The 16,871-nt window shown below is 60.2% G+C and carries 13 protein-coding genes; 12 read left to right on the forward strand and 1 reads right to left on the reverse strand.

Annotated features, from left to right (window positions below; translation table 11 throughout):
* The first annotated feature begins 19 nt into the window (after window positions 1-19).
* From C9422_RS19155 to C9422_RS19215, 12 genes are all read left to right on the forward strand, one after another.
* Window positions 20-1,459: a sigma-54 dependent transcriptional regulator gene (locus C9422_RS19155; RefSeq protein WP_116581784.1), complete on the forward strand. Its 1,440-nt coding sequence runs from the start codon at window positions 20-22 to the stop codon at window positions 1,457-1,459.
* Between the two features lie 818 nt (window positions 1,460-2,277).
* Window positions 2,278-3,678, forward strand: a complete 1,401-nt coding sequence (locus tag C9422_RS19165; RefSeq protein WP_007971107.1) for a polynucleotide adenylyltransferase PcnB — start codon at window positions 2,278-2,280, stop codon at window positions 3,676-3,678.
* Window positions 3,679-3,681: 3 nt separating this feature from the next.
* Window positions 3,682-4,167, forward strand: a complete 486-nt coding sequence (gene folK, locus C9422_RS19170) for a 2-amino-4-hydroxy-6-hydroxymethyldihydropteridine diphosphokinase (protein WP_116581786.1) — start codon at window positions 3,682-3,684, stop codon at window positions 4,165-4,167.
* A gap of 364 nt (window positions 4,168-4,531) precedes the next feature.
* Window positions 4,532-5,332 carry a 3-methyl-2-oxobutanoate hydroxymethyltransferase gene (gene panB, locus C9422_RS19175; protein ID WP_116581787.1) on the forward strand — a complete coding sequence of 267 codons (801 nt, stop codon included), beginning with the start codon at window positions 4,532-4,534 and terminating at the stop codon, window positions 5,330-5,332.
* Complete coding sequence (gene panC, locus C9422_RS19180) at window positions 5,329-6,189, forward strand: pantoate--beta-alanine ligase (protein WP_116581788.1); 861 nt, start codon at window positions 5,329-5,331, stop codon at window positions 6,187-6,189. Before panB ends, panC begins: the two co-directional genes overlap by 4 nt.
* A 126-nt stretch (window positions 6,190-6,315) precedes the next feature.
* Complete coding sequence (gene panD / locus C9422_RS19185) at window positions 6,316-6,696, forward strand: aspartate 1-decarboxylase (RefSeq protein ID WP_003228271.1); 381 nt, start codon at window positions 6,316-6,318, stop codon at window positions 6,694-6,696.
* A gap of 224 nt (window positions 6,697-6,920) precedes the next feature.
* The gene (gene pgi / locus C9422_RS19190) at window positions 6,921-8,585 is read left to right on the forward strand and encodes a glucose-6-phosphate isomerase (protein WP_116581789.1); all 1,665 of its coding nucleotides are present in this window, start codon (window positions 6,921-6,923) and stop codon (window positions 8,583-8,585) included.
* A gap of 230 nt (window positions 8,586-8,815) precedes the next feature.
* A complete protein-coding gene (gene acs / locus C9422_RS19195; RefSeq protein WP_116581790.1) occupies window positions 8,816-10,753 on the forward strand; it encodes an acetate--CoA ligase in 1,938 nt (645 codons plus the stop codon).
* Window positions 10,754-10,861: 108 nt separating this feature from the next.
* Window positions 10,862-11,734 carry an oxygenase MpaB family protein gene (locus tag C9422_RS19200; protein ID WP_116581791.1) on the forward strand — a complete coding sequence of 291 codons (873 nt, stop codon included), beginning with the start codon at window positions 10,862-10,864 and terminating at the stop codon, window positions 11,732-11,734.
* A 103-nt stretch (window positions 11,735-11,837) separates the two neighbouring features.
* Window positions 11,838-12,854, forward strand: a complete 1,017-nt coding sequence (locus C9422_RS19205) for a class I SAM-dependent rRNA methyltransferase (protein WP_116581792.1) — start codon at window positions 11,838-11,840, stop codon at window positions 12,852-12,854.
* 93 nt (window positions 12,855-12,947) lie between these two features.
* The gene (locus C9422_RS19210) at window positions 12,948-15,905 is read left to right on the forward strand and encodes a DUF748 domain-containing protein (RefSeq protein WP_116581793.1); all 2,958 of its coding nucleotides are present in this window, start codon (window positions 12,948-12,950) and stop codon (window positions 15,903-15,905) included.
* On the forward strand, window positions 15,905-16,198 hold the full coding sequence (locus C9422_RS19215; protein ID WP_178082429.1) for a DUF2845 domain-containing protein: 294 nt from the start codon (window positions 15,905-15,907) through the stop codon (window positions 16,196-16,198). Before C9422_RS19210 ends, C9422_RS19215 begins: the two co-directional genes overlap by 1 nt.
* 266 nt (window positions 16,199-16,464) lie before the next feature.
* Here the strand turns inward: C9422_RS19215 and C9422_RS19220 are convergent, their stop codons facing one another.
* Window positions 16,465-16,821, reverse strand: coding sequence for a BON domain-containing protein (locus C9422_RS19220; RefSeq protein ID WP_056728649.1), 357 nt, complete (start codon window positions 16,819-16,821; stop codon window positions 16,465-16,467).
* Window positions 16,822-16,871 lie beyond the last annotated feature (50 nt).

Raw genomic sequence — 16,871 nt, forward strand, 5'->3', positions numbered from 1 at the left:
CGTCGAGAGTATCGAATCAATGCCGCACATTTTGATCGTCGAAGACGAAACCATTATCCGCTCCGCCTTGCGCCGCCTGCTGGAACGCAACCAGTACCAGGTCAGCGAAGCCGGTTCAGTGCAGGAAGCACAAGAACGCTTCACCATTCCCTCGTTCGACCTGATCGTCAGCGACCTGCGCTTGCCGGGCGCGCCTGGCACAGAGTTGATCAAGCTCGCCCAAGGTACGCCGGTGCTGATCATGACCAGCTACGCGAGTCTGCGCTCGGCTGTCGACTCGATGAAAATGGGTGCGGTGGATTACATTGCCAAGCCATTCGACCACGACGAAATGCTGCAAGCCGCCGCACGCATCCTGCGTGACCGACAAACGGCACAAGCCGGTGGTGAAGCGGTTGCCGGCAAAGCCGCCAATGGTGCGTCGAAACCCGGTGCCGACAACAGCAACGGTGAAATCGGCATTATCGGCTCATGCCCGCCGATGCAGGACCTGTATGGCAAGATCCGCAAAGTCGCGCCGACCGATTCCAACGTGCTGATCCAGGGCGAATCGGGCACCGGTAAAGAACTGGTGGCTCGCGCCCTGCACAACCTGTCCAGACGCGCCAAGGCACCGATGATTTCGGTGAACTGCGCAGCCATTCCGGAAAGCCTGATCGAGTCCGAACTGTTCGGCCACGAAAAAGGCGCATTCACCGGCGCCAGCGCCGGGCGCGCCGGCCTGGTGGAAGCGGCGGACGGCGGCACCTTGTTCCTCGACGAAATTGGCGAACTGCCACTGGAAGCCCAGGCTCGCCTGCTGCGCGTATTGCAGGAAGGCGAAATTCGTCGCGTAGGTTCGGTGCAGTCGCAAAAAGTCGATGTGCGCCTGATCGCCGCGACTCACCGCGACCTCAAGAGCCTGGCGAAGATCGGCCAGTTCCGCGAAGACTTGTATTACCGCCTCCACGTTATTGCGCTGAAGCTGCCAGCCCTGCGCGAACGCGGTGCGGACGTCAACGAAATCGCCAACGCCTTCCTGGCGCGGCAAAGTGCGCGAATCAACCGCACCGACCTGAAGTTCGCCGCGGATGCCGAGCAAGCCATTCGTCACTACTCCTGGCCGGGCAACGTTCGCGAACTGGAAAACGCCGTCGAGCGCGCGGTTATCCTGTGCGAAAGCCCGGAAATCTCCGCCGAACTGCTGGGCATCGACATCGAACTGGGCGACCTGGAAGATGACGAATTCATTGGCCTGCCGCCCCAACAGGGCAACGGCAACGCCGGTAACAGCAACCACGAGCCGACCGAAGACCTCTCCCTGGAAGACTACTTCCAGCATTTCGTCCTCGAACACCAGGACCACATGACCGAAACCGAACTGGCCCGCAAACTCGGGGTCAGCCGCAAATGCCTGTGGGAACGCCGTCAGCGCCTGGGCATCCCGCGGCGCAAGACCGGGGTGGCCAGCGAAAGCTGAACCCCACCTGTCTCATGTGCGGGTAACACGTGACATTGTGAAAAAACTGTTACCTCAGCTTTTTCACGTAACAGAAGCCGGGGCTTACGGTAACGAAGCCCCGGCTTTTTTTCGCCGTCGAAATGCCCAACAGCCGACCTAACCCCTTGTTTTATTGGGTTTCGCAAAAGTTGGCACGCACCCTGCTATATGTTTGGTACAAGAACAATAACAAGCAATGCACAAGACAATAAAAATAAGACGAATCGACTCACGCACAATAAAAACAAGACGGCGAGAGGCGCAGCTAACTGATTCTTTTGGAGAGGCGTTGTATTTGGGGCTTGCCCCACGACCAGGCCGAGAACAACAAAAACTGTCCTAAGACAGAGCCTGTACTGGTTGGATCGAAAGATCACTGCAATTCAGCGACCAAAGCAATCCGTTTGCTCTTGGCTCCCGATTGGGAGGGTCATGAAGGAAAGCTTCATGGCAAGGGCACTTAACAAAAACAAAAAGCCCGAAACCAAAAATAAAAATAGAGCATGCAACTACTTCTTGGGGAGCTTCGGCTCCCCTTGTAGTTTCTGCGATTCAGAAAAACCCGCGTATCACTGCAGGAGCGAGCCTGCTCGCGAAAATCCCACAGGCACATCGGGGCATCTGGTTTTACGCGTAATCGTTCACGTCCATCGCGAGCAAGCTCGCTCCTACATCCTGCGCCTTACAGCTCATATCTGCTGTGTCCTACACCATCCCCCGACTAAATGCTAGAATCCCCGCCCATCATGCGGTCATTCTTCTGTTATGGCCGAATATTCCTTCAAACAGTGCATCCCATGCTGAAGAAGCTGTTCCAGTCATTCCGTTCTCCCAAGCGTCCTACGCAACACATTCGCAGCACGCCTGAAGTGCTCAACAGCGGCCAACACTCGCTGCAAAAGGCGCAATTCAGCCGCTACGCGGTGAATATCGTTGAACGCCTGCAGAGCGCCGGTTATCAGGCTTACCTGGTGGGCGGCTGCGTGCGCGACATGTTGCTGGGCATTACACCGAAAGATTTCGACGTTGCCACCAGCGCCACCCCCGAGCAGGTACGGGCCGAATTCCGTAACGCGCGTATCATCGGGCGTCGGTTCAAACTGGTGCACATCCACTTTGGGCGCGAAATCATCGAAGTCGCGACCTTCCGCGCCAATCACCCGCAAAACGAAGACGAGGAAGACAGCAACCAGTCTTCGCGCAACGAAAGCGGGCGCATCCTGCGCGATAACGTCTATGGCACCCTGGAAGAAGACGCGCAACGTCGCGACTTCACCATCAATGCCCTGTATTACGATCCGGTCAGCGAGCGCATCCTCGACTACGCCAACGGCGTACACGACATCCGCAATCACCTGATCCGCCTGATCGGCGATCCGAAGCAACGCTACCAGGAAGACCCGGTACGCATGCTGCGGGCCGTGCGTTTCGCCGCCAAGCTGAACTTCGGTATCGAAAAACACAGCGCCCTGCCCATTCGCGACCTGGCGCCGATGTTGCGCGAGATCCCGTCGGCTCGCCTGTTCGAAGAAGTGCTCAAGCTGTTCCTCTCCGGCCACGCCGCGGATACGTTTGAAATGCTGGTCGACTTGCAGTTGTTCGATCCACTGTTCCCGGCCAGCGCCGAAGCACTGGAATACAACCCGACCTACACCCACACCCTGATCAGCGAAGCCCTGATCAATACCGACCTGCGGATCAAGCAGAACAAACCGGTCACCCCGGCGTTCCTGTTTGCGGCCCTGCTCTGGCCTGCCCTGCCGGCGCGCGTCCTGCGTCTGCAGGAGCGTGGCATGCCGCCGATTCCGGCGATGCAGGAAGCAGCGCATGAGCTGATTGCCGAACAGTGCCAGCGAATCGCGATTCCGAAACGCTTCACCATGCCGATCCGCGAGATCTGGGACATGCAGGAACGCCTGCCGCGTCGCAGCGGCAAGCGTGCCGATCTGTTGCTGGACAACCCGCGCTTCCGCGCCGGCTATGACTTCCTGCTGTTGCGCGAGAGTGCGGGCGAGCAGACTGACGGCCTCGGCGAATGGTGGACCGACTATCAGGACGCCAATGAAAGCGAGCGCCGCGACATGATCCGCGACCTCAGCGGCAAGGAAGAAGGCACCGGCGCCCCGCGCAAGCGTCGCCGCAGCGGTGGCTCCAAGCGCAAGCGCGCCGCTGGCGCTTCGAGCACCACGGGCGAGTAATCCATGGAACGCATCTACATCGGCATGGGCAGCAATCTGGCTGACCCTGCCGAACAATTGCGCTGCGCCGTCGAGGCGCTGGCGTCCTTGCCGCAATCCCGACTTGTCGGGGTTTCTGCGTTTTATCAAAGCGACTCGCTGCTTCCCGGACAACCGCGCTACACCAATGCGGTGGCCGCTCTCGACAGCACGCTGGCGCCACTGGAATTGCTGGATGCCTTGCAGGCCATCGAAAACGGCCAGGGTCGCAAGCGCCTTGAACGCTGGGGACCGCGTACGCTGGACCTCGACATCTTGCTGTTCGGTGATCGCCTGATCGACGAACCGCGCCTCAAGGTTCCCCACTACCACATACAGGAACGGGCCTTCGTGCTATATCCATTGGCCGAGCTGGCACCTGCCGATCTGCAGCTGGCCGATGGCCGGACCCTGGCCGAACTGCTCAATGCATGCCCGTTCGTCGGCCTGGAACGCCTGCTCCCGACGTGACACAAATCACCTGTGGGAGCGGGCTTGCTCGCGAAAGCGGTGCTTCAGCCAACATTGATTCTGGATGACACACCGCCTTCGCGAGCAAGCCCGCTCCCACATTGGTTTTGTGTCGGGCACAAGATCTGCTGCTGAATCGCATCAGTTACTCCGGTAACACCCCACCCGTAACAATGCGGTAACACACGCAATTGACTTCCCTCGTTCTCCTCACGACTATAGGCGTCCCGCTGCCGCCTACACGGCGTTCAAGGGCGCAATCCAGGCCTTAAAAGCACGACGAAAGAGCGTGCGCCTGTATTCAACGAAGAATCACGCGCGTTACTCGCAGTAGTTTCCACAGCGCCTGAATGAGGAACTTTTCATGCCAGCCATCACCCTGACCACCCTGCAAGGTCTGAAGCAAAAAGGTGAAAAGATCACCATGCTGACCTGCTACGACGCAACCTTCGCCCACGCCTGCAACCAGGCCGGCGTCGAAGTGCTGCTGGTGGGCGACTCCCTCGGCATGGTTTTACAGGGCCACGACAGCACCTTGCCTGTCACCAGCGCAGAAATGGCTTACCACGTGGCTGCCGTCAAGCGCGGTAACAGCGATGCCCTGATCCTCGCCGACCTGCCTTTCATGGCCTATGCCACCACCGAACAAGCCATGACCAACAGCGCCCTGTTGATGCAGGCCGGCGCGCACATGGTCAAGGTCGAAGGAGCGTTGTGGCTGGCCGATTCGATCCGCCTGCTGGCCGAGCGCGGCATCCCTGTCTGCGCGCACATGGGCCTGACCCCGCAGTCGGTGAACATCCTTGGCGGCTACAAGGTCCAGGGTCGCAATGAAAACCAGGCGCGGCAGATGCGTGCCGACGCGATCGCTCTGGAACAGGCTGGCGCGGCCATGCTGCTGCTCGAGTGCGTCCCGAGCGAGCTGGCTGAAGAAATCACCCAGGCGGTGAAGATTCCGGTGATCGGGATTGGCGCCGGCAATCGCACCGATGGCCAGGTGCTGGTTCTGCACGACATGCTGGGGCTGTCCATTACCGGCCGCGTGCCAAAATTCGTGAAAAACTTCATGACTGGCCAGACCAGCATTGAAGCTGCGTTGAATGCCTACGTGACTGAAGTCAAGGCAGCGACTTTCCCTGGTATCGAACACGGATTCTCTGCATGAACACCGTAAAAACCGTACGCGAACTGCGGGCCGCCGTGGCCCGTGCCCGTAGCGAAGGCAAGCGCATTGCCTTTGTGCCGACCATGGGCAACCTGCACAGCGGCCACGTTGCACTGGTGACCAAGGCCTCCCAACGGGCGGACTTCGTGGTGGCGAGCGTTTTCGTCAACCCGCTGCAATTCGGTGCCGGCGAAGACCTCGACAAGTACCCGCGCACCCTCGCCGCCGACCAGGAAAAACTGCTCCAGGCCGGTTGCCATCTGCTGTTCGCGCCGACCGTCGAGGAGATGTATCCCGACGGCATGGCCGGCCAGACCCGCGTCAGTGTCCCGCAATTGTCCGAAGGCCTGTGCGGCGCAAGCCGGCCGGGGCATTTCGAAGGCGTGGCGACGGTGGTCAGCAAGCTGTTCAACATGGTCCAGCCGGACCTGGCAATCTTTGGCGAGAAGGACTTCCAGCAACTGGCGGTGATTCGCGCGCTGGTACATGACCTGAACATGCCGATCCAGATCATCGGTGAGCCGACCGTACGGGCGGCCGATGGCCTGGCGCTGTCGTCGCGCAACGGGTTCCTCAACGAAGAGCAACGCGCTGTGGCACCGGTGGTCTACCGCACGCTGAATGCGATCAGCGAGGCGATCAAGCAGGGCGAACGCGATTACCCGACGCTGATCGACACGCAGATCAAACAGCTCGAAACGGCTGGCCTGCGCCCTGACTATCTGGAAATTCGCCATGCCCTGACCCTGCGCCCGGCGACGGCTCAGGATCGTGACCTGGTGATTCTGGTGGCGGCGTTCCTCGGTACGACGCGGTTGATCGACAACCTGCACCTGAACCTCGACGCTGCGGTTTAAACAGCACGATCAAAAATCAAACAACAAAACCAAAATCAACGGCGAGATCAAAAGATCGCAGCCTGCGGCAGCTCCTACGCGCCTGTGGGGGTTGCCCGCCGTTTGATTCCGACCTGGGAAACATTCATGCACGCCATCATGCTCAAAGCCAAGCTGCATCGCGCCGAAGTCACCCATGCTGTACTCGATTACGAAGGCTCCTGCGCCATCGACGGTGAATGGCTGGACCTGTCCGGCATCCGCGAGTACGAACAGATCCAGATCTACAACGTCGACAACGGCGAGCGCTTCACCACCTACGCCATCCGTGGCGAAGAAGGTTCGCGCATGATCTCGGTCAACGGCGCCGCGGCGCACAAGGCCAAGGTCGGTGATCGCGTGATCATCTGCGCTTACGCTCATTACAGCGAAGCCGAACTGCTCAACTTCAAGCCGCGCATGCTCTACATGGCACCGGGCAATGAACTGAGCCACACCAGCAACGCCATTCCGGTCCAGGTCGCCTGATCCGAGCCCTGTCTCTTCCGTTTGTCGGACCATTCCTAACTTCGATGTTAAAAAAGTACCGGAAACAGGTCAGACAAAGTCAAGACAGATCATTGCGCGGGGTTTACTGTATTCGCCCTGCGCCATGAAATCGTGTCGACGCAGTTGACCGGAACGCCCACCCACAGCGCTCCGGGATTTTTAGTGTTCCAAAGGCCGTTCAAGTAATAAGGAAACCCGCAGCGATGGCGTATTACCGCACTCCTCACGACGTTACCGCTCTGCCCGCCTGGCAAGCGTTGAATGACCACCGCCAAGCCATGCAGGATTTCAGCATGCGCGAAGCCTTCAATGCCGATCCGCAGCGCTTTACTCAATTCACCCTCAGCAGCTGCGGCCTGTTTCTCGACTATTCGAAAAACCTGATCAACGCCGAGACCCGCAATCTGCTGGTGGGCCTGGCCAACGAAGTCGACCTCAAGGGCGCGATCAAATCGCTGTTCGATGGCGAAATCGTCAATGCTTCCGAAGGCCGTCCAGCCCTGCACACCGCGCTGCGCCGCCCGGTCGGCGACAAGCTGTCGGTCAATGGCGTCAACGTGATGCCCGAAGTGCACAAGGTGCTGAACCAGATCACCGACCTCGTCGGCCGCATCCACGATGGTCTGTGGCGTGGTTACACCGAGAAGCCGATCACCGACGTGGTGAACATCGGCATCGGTGGCTCCTTCCTCGGCCCGGAACTGGTGTCCGAAGCCTTGCTGTCCTACGCCCAGAAAGGCGTGCGTTGCCATTACCTGGCGAACATCGACGGCAGCGAATTCCACGAACTGACCATGAAGCTGCGTGCCGAAACCACGCTGTTCATCGTCTCTTCGAAATCCTTCAACACCCTCGAAACCCTGAAAAACGCCCAGGCCGCCCGTGCCTGGTACCTGGCCCAGGGTGGTTCGGAAGCCGAGCTGTATCGCCATTTCATCGCGGTCTCGAGCAACAACGCCGCCGCCGTAGCCTTCGGTATCCGCGAAGAAAACATCTTCCCGATGTGGGACTGGGTCGGTGGCCGCTACTCGCTGTGGTCGGCCATCGGTTTGCCGATTGCCCTGGCCATCGGCATGTCCAACTTCAAGGAGCTGCTGTCCGGTGCCTACACCATGGACCAGCACTTCCAGAGCGCACCGTTCGAACAGAACATGCCGGTACTGCTGGCCTTGCTCGGCGTGTGGTACGGCAACTTCTGGGGCGCGCAAAGCCACGCGATCCTGCCGTACGATCACTACCTGCGTAACATCACCAAGCACCTGCAACAGCTGGACATGGAATCCAACGGCAAGAGCGTGCGCCAGGATGGCAAGCCCGTGTCCACCGATACCGGGCCGGTGATCTGGGGCGGCGTCGGCTGCAACGGTCAGCACGCCTACCATCAGTTGCTGCACCAGGGCACTCAACTGATTCCGGCCGACTTCATCGTGCCGATCGTCAGCTTCAACCCAGTGTCCGACCACCACCAGTGGCTGTACGCCAACTGCCTGTCGCAAAGCCAGGCGCTGATGCTCGGCAAGACCTTGGCCGAGGCCGAAACCGAGCTGCGCGACAAAGGCATGAGCGAAGCCGACGTACACAAACTCGCGCCGCACAAGGTGATCCCGGGCAATCGTCCGAGCAACACCCTGGTGGTCGAGCGCATCAGCCCGCGTCGCCTCGGCGCACTGGTGGCGATGTACGAACACAAAGTCTTCGTGCAAAGCGTGATCTGGGGCATCAATGCCTTCGACCAGTGGGGCGTGGAGCTAGGCAAAGAGCTGGGCAAAGGTGTCTACAACCGCCTGGTCGGTAGCGAGGAAACCCCGGCCGAGGACGCCTCGACTCAAGGGCTGATCAACTACTTCCGCGGTCGTCACCGCGGGTGATAGGCTGAAGGGGCGGTTTACCCGCCCCTTCAGATTGCAGATTCCGACAGTTACTACGGCACCGGGTTGATCGCAAAATCGGTGGCGTGCGCTATCACTGTGTAGGAGCTGCCGCAGGCTGCGATCTTTTGACCTTCATAAAAACAGGATCAAAAGATCGCAGCCTGCGGCAGTTCCTACGAGGGTCGCGCAGCTCCCCTCTTGTCGCAAAACAAGAATAAGGAACCGTCATGTTCGATATCAGCAAGTTCCCCAAAGCCGATGCCGTCCGCCGGGCTGCACAACTGAGTCAAGACGACTATCAGCGCCTGTACCGCGAATCCATTGAACACCCCAGCACCTTCTGGGCCGAACAGGCCACGCGTTTTCTCGACTGGAGTGCGCCCTGGGAAACCGTCCAGCGCTACAACCTGAAGACCGGTGAGGCCAGCTGGTTTGCCGGTGCGCAATTGAATGTCAGCTACAACTGCATCGACCGGCACCTGGAGAAACGCGGCGATCAGGTCGCCATCATCTGGGAAGGTGACGATCCTGCCGACTCGACATCGATCACCTACAGACAACTGCATGAAAACGTCTGCCGCCTGGCCAACGTGCTGAAAAGCCGTGGCGTGAAAAAAGGCGACCGCGTGTGCATCTACATGCCGATGATTCCCGAGGCGGCCTACGCCATGCTCGCCTGTACCCGCATCGGCGCGGTGCACTCGGTGGTGTTCGGCGGCTTCTCCCCGGACTCCTTGCGCGACCGCATTCTCGACGCCGACTGTCGCACCGTGATCACCGCCGACGAAGGCGTGCGCGGCGGCCGGCCCGTACCACTCAAGCAGAACGTCGACAAGGCGCTGCAAAGCTGCCCGAACGTGAGCACCGTGCTGGTGGTCGAGCGCAGAAATGTACAAGTGAACTGGGTCGAAGGACGGGACATCAAGTACCAGCAGGCCCTGCGCGAAGCCAGCCCCGATTGCCCGCCCGAGCCGATGGACGCCGAAGACCCGCTGTTCATCCTCTACACCTCCGGCAGTACCGGTAAACCCAAAGGCGTGCTGCACACCACCGGCGGCTACCTGCTGCAAGCGGCGATGACCTTCAGGTACGTGCTGGATTACCGCGATGGCGAGGTCTTCTGGTGCACCGCCGACGTCGGTTGGGTCACTGGCCACAGCTACATCGTCTACGGTCCGCTGGCTAACGGCGCAACCACGCTGATCTTCGAGGGCGTGCCGAGCTACCCGACGACCTCGCGCTTCTGGCAGGTGATCGACAAACACAAGGTGAATATTTTCTACACCGCCCCGACGGCTCTGCGTTCGTTGATGCGCGAAGGGCCCGCCGCGTTGAAGGGAACCTCCCGCGCCAGCGTCAGGCTGCTCGGTACGGTCGGCGAACCGATCAATCCGGAAGCGTGGGAGTGGTACTTCCATGAGGTGGGCGAAGAGCGCTGCCCGATCGTCGATACCTGGTGGCAGACCGAAACCGGCGGCATCATGCTCAGCCCTTTGGTCAGCGCCCAACGAATCAAGCCCGGTTGCGCCACACAACCAATGTTCGGCGTGCAGCCGGTGCTGCTCGACGAGCAAGGCAAGGAAATCCAAGGCGCCGGCAGCGGCGTACTGGCCATAAAATCCAGCTGGCCGGCGCAGATCCGCAGCGTCTATGGCGACCCGCAGCGCATGGTCGACACCTATTTCAAGCCGTATCCCGGCTACTACTTCACCGGCGATGGCGCGCGGCGCGATGAAGATGGCGACTACTGGATCACCGGGCGCATCGACGATGTGATCAACGTGTCCGGCCACCGTATCGGCACCGCCGAAGTGGAAAGCGCCCTGGTGCTGCACGACAGCATCGCCGAGGCCGCTGCGGTCGGTTACCCCCACGACATCAAGGGCCAGGGCATCTATGTTTTCGTCACGCCCATGAACGGCGTCGAAACCAACGATGAACTGAAGAAGGAATTGTTGGCCCTGGTCGGCAAGGAAATCGGCAGTTTCGCCAAACCGGACTTGATCCAGTGGGCACCGGCCTTGCCGAAAACCCGCTCAGGCAAGATCATGCGGCGCATTCTGCGCAAGATCGCCTGCAACGAACTGGACAGTCTGGGCGATACGTCGACCCTGGCCGACCCGAGCGTGGTGCAGGGCCTGATCGATAAACGCCTGAATCAATAATGCTCGCTCTCTGTAGGAGCTGCCGCAGGCTGCGATCTTTTTGATCCACAGAGCAAAATCAAAAGATCGCAGCCTGCGGCAGCTCCTACAAAAAATTACCGGGACACCATGGAATTCATCCGCACCCGCATCGAAACCCAGATCATGAGCCTGACCGGTTTGTCCCTGGGCAAGCTCGACCTGGAAAACCCCAAGGGCGACCCCGGGCTGTTCGGACCGGACTCGGTGAGCTGGCAAGTCCATGGCGATTTCAGCAGCATGCTGATCGGTGGCATCAGCGCCCTGATGCTGCAGGCCCTGCACCCGCTGGCATTGGCCGGGGTCTGGGACCATTCGAACTTTCGTGAGGACATGCTCGGTCGCTTGCGCCGCACCGGGCAGTTCATCTCCGGCACCACCTTCGGTTCGCGGCAAGACGCCGACTGGTTGATCGAGAAGGTTCGCACCATTCACTTGCAGGTGACTGGCACGGCGCCGGATGGACGCCCCTATGCCGCCAGCGATCCCGATCTGCTGACCTGGGTGCACGTCGCCGAGGTCAGCAACTTCCTCGCTGCGCATTTGCGCTATCGCAACCCGCATCTGTCCCCAGTCGATCAGGATCGCTATTACGCAGAGATCGCCTTGGTCGCCGAGCGTCTCGGTGCCCGGGATGTGCCCCGTTCGCGACAGGCCATTGCCGACTACCTCGAGCGCGTGCGCCCGCAACTGCTGTGCGACGAGCGCAGCCGCGAGGTGCTGCGCCTGTTGTTGAACGCGCCCTCTCCCAGTCGTTTGGCCAAGCCGTTCGGCGGCCTGATGATGCAGGCGGGGATCGATCTGCTGCCCGATTGGGCCAGTGACATGCTCGGCGTCAGCCAGAACCCGCTGCAACGCAAGCTGATCCGCGCCAGCGTCAATCGCAGCGCGCCAATGCTGCGCTGGGCGGTGCGTAATGGATCGGTGCATCGGGCCAAGCGACGGATGGGGTTGCTGAGCTGACGCTCAGAGCCGCAAGCTCCAAGTTCAAAGCTTGAAGCTTGAAGCTTGAAGCTCAGTAACTGTTAAACTCCCGCGCCCAATTCTCTCCTGCAAGGCGCCCAGCATGTCTTCCTTGAATCAGGCGCTGCGCGCCGCCCTCGATCAACGCCAGGACCTGCTCGCCGAACTGCACCAGCAGGGCACCGACTGCTATCGCTTGTTCCACGGCAGCCAGGAAGGTGCCGGTGGCCTGACCATCGACCGCTACGGCCCGCAATTGCTGGTACAGAGCTTCCACCAGCCGCTGGAGCGCGAGGCGCTGCTGCAACGGCACGACGCGATCAACCAATACCTGGGCTTTGAAACCCTGCTGGTCTACAACGACCGCTCCCGCGGCAACTCGCGCATCGATCGCGAAGACATCGTCTACCGCGCCGACGAAGCCGCCCTGCAAGACCTGGTCGGCCACGAATGGGGCCTGAACTATCGGGTGCGAGGCCGCCATGCCGGACAAGACCCGCTGCTGTTCCTCGACCTGCGCAACACCCGTGGCTGGGTCAAGGATCACAGCAAAAACAAAAGCGTGCTGAACCTGTTCGCCTACACCTGTGGCGTCGGCCTCAGTGCCGCCGCCGGCGGCGCGCGCGAAGTGTGCAACCTGGACTTCGCCGAAGGCAACCTGGCGGTCGGTCGCGAGAACGGCCAACTCAACCCGCAGTTGCCGCCCATGGAATTTATCCAGTCCGACTACTTCCCGGCCATTCGCCAACTGGCTGGCCTGCCGATCAGCCAGCGTCGCGGGCAAAAACTGCCGAGCTATCAGCGCCTGGAACAGCGCCAGTACGACCTGGTGCTGCTCGACCCTCCGGCCTGGGCCAAGAGCGCATTCGGCACAGTCGATCTGCTGCGCGACTATCAGAGTCTGCTCAAACCGGCCCTGCTGACCACCGCCGACAACGGTGTGCTGATCTGCTGCAACAACCTGGCGAAAGTCAGCATGGACGACTGGCGCGAACAGGTTTTGCGTTGTGCGGAGAAGGCCGGGCGGCCAGTGCGTGAGTGGAGCGTGATGAAACCAGGCGCCGACTTTCCGTCGATGGATCAGCAACCACCGCTGAAAACCCTGATTCTGCAGCTCTGACAGCTGTGGGAGAAATCTGAAACTTCCTAGACAGGTCAATCACTTCGGAACCGGAAACGCGTGCCATACTCCAAGGCACTCCGATTCAGACAGATGAAGCCGCACATGTACAAAGGATTGATTCGCGCCATCGGCGCCTTGTTGACTGCTCTGGCCCTCTACAGCTTGCTGGGTTTTCTGATTTTACCGGGTGTGGCGTTGCGCGTTGCCAACCAGCAACTGGCCAACTACGCCACCACGCCCGCCACGATCCAGCGGATCGAGTTCAATCCGTTCAGCCTTGAACTGACCCTATGGGGCTTGAACATCGGCGAGCCCGGCAAGGAGCAGGTCGCTTTCGAACGCTTGTACGCCAATCTGCAACTCGACAGCCTGTGGACCAAGGCGGTGCACCTGTCCGATGTCGAACTGGACAAACCCAAGACCGAAATCCTGTTCGGCAAGGACGGCAAACTCAATCTGCTTGGGCTGTTCAAACTGCCAGAAAGCGAACCCACGCCTGCCGATCCGAACGCCCAGCCGTTTCCGCTGCGCATCGAGCGCATCAAGCTGGCCGGCGGCGCCCTGCACTTTGAAGACGCCCGGCCCAGCGAGCCCATCGAGTTTCTCTACGACTCCCTCGATTTCGAGCTGAAGAACCTCAGCACCCTGCCCGATGACAGTGCCGACATGACCCTGGTGGCCGTCGGCCCCAATGGCGGACAGATCGACTGGACAGGCAATTTCAGCCTGATCCCGATCGCCTCCGAAGGTAAGCTGAAAATCACTGATGGCAAGATGAAAGCCTTTTGGCCCTATGTGCGCGATTCCGTTCCACTGGATCTCGAAAACGGCGTCATGAGCATCAGCACCGACTACAAACTCAGTCTGTCCAAGGAAACCGAGCTGCTGCTGAGCAATGTAGCGGTCACTGTCGCCCCCTTCGCGATCAAGGCGCCGGATGGCCGGCCGCTGGTAAAGCTTGAGCGACTGGACGTCAGCGAAACCACGGTGGACCTGGCCAAACAGCAGGTGGTGGTCGGCAAGATCCGCAGCCACAAACTGGAAACCTGGGCCGCGCTGGAACCGGACGGCCAACTCGACTGGCAGAAACTGTTCGCCAGCCAACCGTCAAAATCCACCGCCAAAGCCAAGGCGGATGCCGAACCGACCAGCACTCCGGCGGCGGCAGACTCACCGAAACCCGAACCGGGCGCACCCGACAAACCTTGGCAGGTGCTGATCAAGGATGTGCAGCTGCGCGACTACAAGGTGCATCTGGCTGACCGCAAGGCACAGCCTGCCGTCGCCCTGGACCTGGCTCCGCTGAACCTCGACCTGCAAAACTTCGACAGCCTCAACGGCTCGCCCTTTACCCTCAAGCTCGATACCGACGTGGGCAAGCAAGGCAAGATCATGGCTGACGGCGAGGTCAACCTGGCCCCGATCAGCGCCAGACTGAAGGTCCAGACCAGGGACATAGACCTGCGGGTTGCCCAGTCCTACATCACGCCATTCATTCGCCTGGAACTGCGCAGCGGCATGCTCGGCAGCGATCTGGCGGTCAACCTCAAAAGCACCGAGCCCCTGGCCTTCAACGTCACCGGTCGCGCCCAGGTCGATCAGCTGCATACCCTGGACACCCTGAAAACCCGCGACTTCCTCAAATGGCAACAGGTCGTGGTCGAAGGCCTGAACTATCAGCATGGGGACAGCCTGTCGATCGACAAGGTCAATCTGTTCCAGCCCTATGCGCGTTTCATGATCAACGATGATCGCACCACCAACATCGACGATCTGTTGATCCCGCAACCGGCGGACTCCGGGGCAAAAACGGCAGCGAGCAAACCGACAAGCAACGAAAAACCGCTGGGCATCCACATCGGCGGCATCTTCATCAATGACGGTTCGGCCAACTTCGCCGACTTCAGCCTCACCCCGAACTTCGCCACCGCCATCCAGCAACTCAACGGGCAGATCGGCACCATCGACAGCCGCCAGCCGAAACCGGCCAGTGTCGACGTCAAGGGCAAGGTCGACCGCTACGCGCCGGTGACCATCAAGGGCTCGGTCAATCCGTTCGACCCGATGGCCAGCCTCGACATCGCCACCAGCTTCAAACGCGTGGAACTGACCACGCTGACCCCCTACTCCGGCAAGTTCGCCGGCTACCGTATCCGCAAGGGCCGGCTCAATCTCGACCTGCATTACCAGATCACCAAGGGGCAACTCAAAGCCGAAAACAAAGTGGTGGTCGAGCAACTGCAGCTGGGTGAAAAAGTCGACAGCCCGGATGCAGTGAGCCTGCCGCTGAAACTGGCGATTGCCTTGCTCAAGGACGTCGACGGCAAGATCTCCATCGAGCTGCCGGTCACCGGCGATCTGAACAACCCTCAGTTCAGCGTCATGCCGATTATCTGGCAGACCCTGCGCAACCTGATCGTCAAAGCCGCAGCGGCACCGTTCAAGCTCATTGGCGGGCTGGTCAGCGGTGGCGGCTCGGAGGACCTGGGCAGCGTTTCGTTCGCGGCGGGTTCCAGCGAATTGGGCAAGGACGCCGAAAGCGCCCTGGACAAACTCTCCAATGCGCTCAAGGAACGCCCGGCCCTGCGCCTGGAAATCGAAGGCACCGCTGCCCAGAGCAGCGATGGCCCGCTGATCGCCGAGCAACGCCTGGAACGGGAATACCAGTACAACTACTACAAAATGCTCCAGCGCCGCGGTGAAAAGGTCCCGGCCCAGGCTTCGTTGCTGGAAGTGCCGGACGGGGAAAAAGGCCCCTTGCTCGAAGGTATCTACCGCACCCGCCTGAAAACCCAGCCCCCTGCCGAATGGAAGGACCTGGGCAAGGAAGAGCGCACCGCGAAAATGCGCGCAGAGGTGATCAAGTTCTGGAGCTCCAGTGACGTACTGTTGCGTCAACTGGGCCAGGAGCGCGCCAGCAGCATCAAGGATTACCTGGTCGACAAGGCCAAACTGGAAGATGAGCGGGTGTACTTCATCGACGCCAACCTGGGCGAAGCGGAAAGTGACGGCCGCGTGGTGACACCGATGCATCTGGATGCCGAGTGATGATGCGGCAGCTGGCAGGCCTGGTCCTGGCGCTATCCGCCAGCCAGGCCTGGGCGGCCGATACCCTGCGCTGCGGCAGCCAATTGATCAGCGTCGGTGATCGTTCGAGTGAGGTGGTGCAGAAATGCGGTGAACCGGTGAGTCGCGACCTGCTGGGTTACAAACGCAGTGCAGACCGGCGCGAGGAGTTTCAGGTCGAGGAATGGACTTACGGACCGAATGGCGGCATGTATCAATACTTGCGGTTCGAAGGTAATCGGCTGAAGCAGATCACCAGCAAACGCGGCAATTAACCGGTACTACCCAATGTGGGAGCGGGCTTGCTCGCGAAAGCGGTTTTTCATTCAACGCATGTGTTGAATGTCAGTCAGCCTTCGCGAGCAAGCCCGCTCCCACAATTGTTTACGGCGCACCACATAAAACAGGCCCCGGCAAAATTGCACGGGGCCTGTGGCGGCCAACATCCGTTTGGCCCTTCGCATGAACACTCAGGTTGCAACAGACGTATGACTCGGCCCGTCTGTCGCGCCTTCTCCCGGTCCAGGCGAGAAGTCTTGCCTTACTCGGCTTTCAGGCCGTCAGCGGAGACCGCCTTGACGCCTTTGATTTTCTTGGTGATGGCCACAGCCATTTCCTTTTGCGAATCGGTCACGGCGGTGGTCGACGACAGCGATACCACGCCTTTGTTGGTTTCAACCTTGATGTCGCTACCTGGAATGCCTTTTTCGGTCATCAGGTCAGCTTTGACTTTGGTGGTGATCCAGGTATCGGAAGTAGCTTCTTTCGCTTCGGTCATCTCACCGGCAGCCAGCACCATTGGCGACTGGGTTGCCTGGGTGGTTTGAGCAAACGCGGCGTTGGCCATGGTCAGGGTCAGCGCGGTAGCAGCAGCGGCAGTGATAGCGAACTTCTTCATACGAGTAACTCCTGTTTTTCGGAAAGTCTGCCGGGTGTCTTGTCGGCAGG

The organism is Pseudomonas sp. B1(2018), assembly GCF_003097365.1.
Taxonomy (GTDB): Bacteria; Pseudomonadota; Gammaproteobacteria; order Pseudomonadales; family Pseudomonadaceae; genus Aquipseudomonas; species Aquipseudomonas laurylsulfatiphila.

Coding starts and splice junctions, on each gene's coding strand:
- panB (WP_116581787.1), top strand. CDS start 4,532: ATGCCAGCCATCACCCTGACCACCCTGCAAGGTCTGAAGCAAAAAGGT.
- C9422_RS19155 (WP_116581784.1), top strand. CDS start 20: ATGCCGCACATTTTGATCGTCGAAGACGAAACCATTATCCGCTCCGCC.
- C9422_RS19200 (WP_116581791.1), top strand. CDS start 10,862: ATGGAATTCATCCGCACCCGCATCGAAACCCAGATCATGAGCCTGACC.
- C9422_RS19205 (WP_116581792.1), top strand. CDS start 11,838: ATGTCTTCCTTGAATCAGGCGCTGCGCGCCGCCCTCGATCAACGCCAG.
- C9422_RS19220 (WP_056728649.1), bottom strand. CDS start 16,821: ATGAAGAAGTTCGCTATCACTGCCGCTGCTGCTACCGCGCTGACCCTG.
- pgi (WP_116581789.1), top strand. CDS start 6,921: ATGGCGTATTACCGCACTCCTCACGACGTTACCGCTCTGCCCGCCTGG.
- folK (WP_116581786.1), top strand. CDS start 3,682: ATGGAACGCATCTACATCGGCATGGGCAGCAATCTGGCTGACCCTGCC.
- panC (WP_116581788.1), top strand. CDS start 5,329: ATGAACACCGTAAAAACCGTACGCGAACTGCGGGCCGCCGTGGCCCGT.
- C9422_RS19215 (WP_178082429.1), top strand. CDS start 15,905: ATGATGCGGCAGCTGGCAGGCCTGGTCCTGGCGCTATCCGCCAGCCAG.
- acs (WP_116581790.1), top strand. CDS start 8,816: ATGTTCGATATCAGCAAGTTCCCCAAAGCCGATGCCGTCCGCCGGGCT.
- C9422_RS19210 (WP_116581793.1), top strand. CDS start 12,948: ATGAAGCCGCACATGTACAAAGGATTGATTCGCGCCATCGGCGCCTTG.
- panD (WP_003228271.1), top strand. CDS start 6,316: ATGCACGCCATCATGCTCAAAGCCAAGCTGCATCGCGCCGAAGTCACC.
- C9422_RS19165 (WP_007971107.1), top strand. CDS start 2,278: ATGCTGAAGAAGCTGTTCCAGTCATTCCGTTCTCCCAAGCGTCCTACG.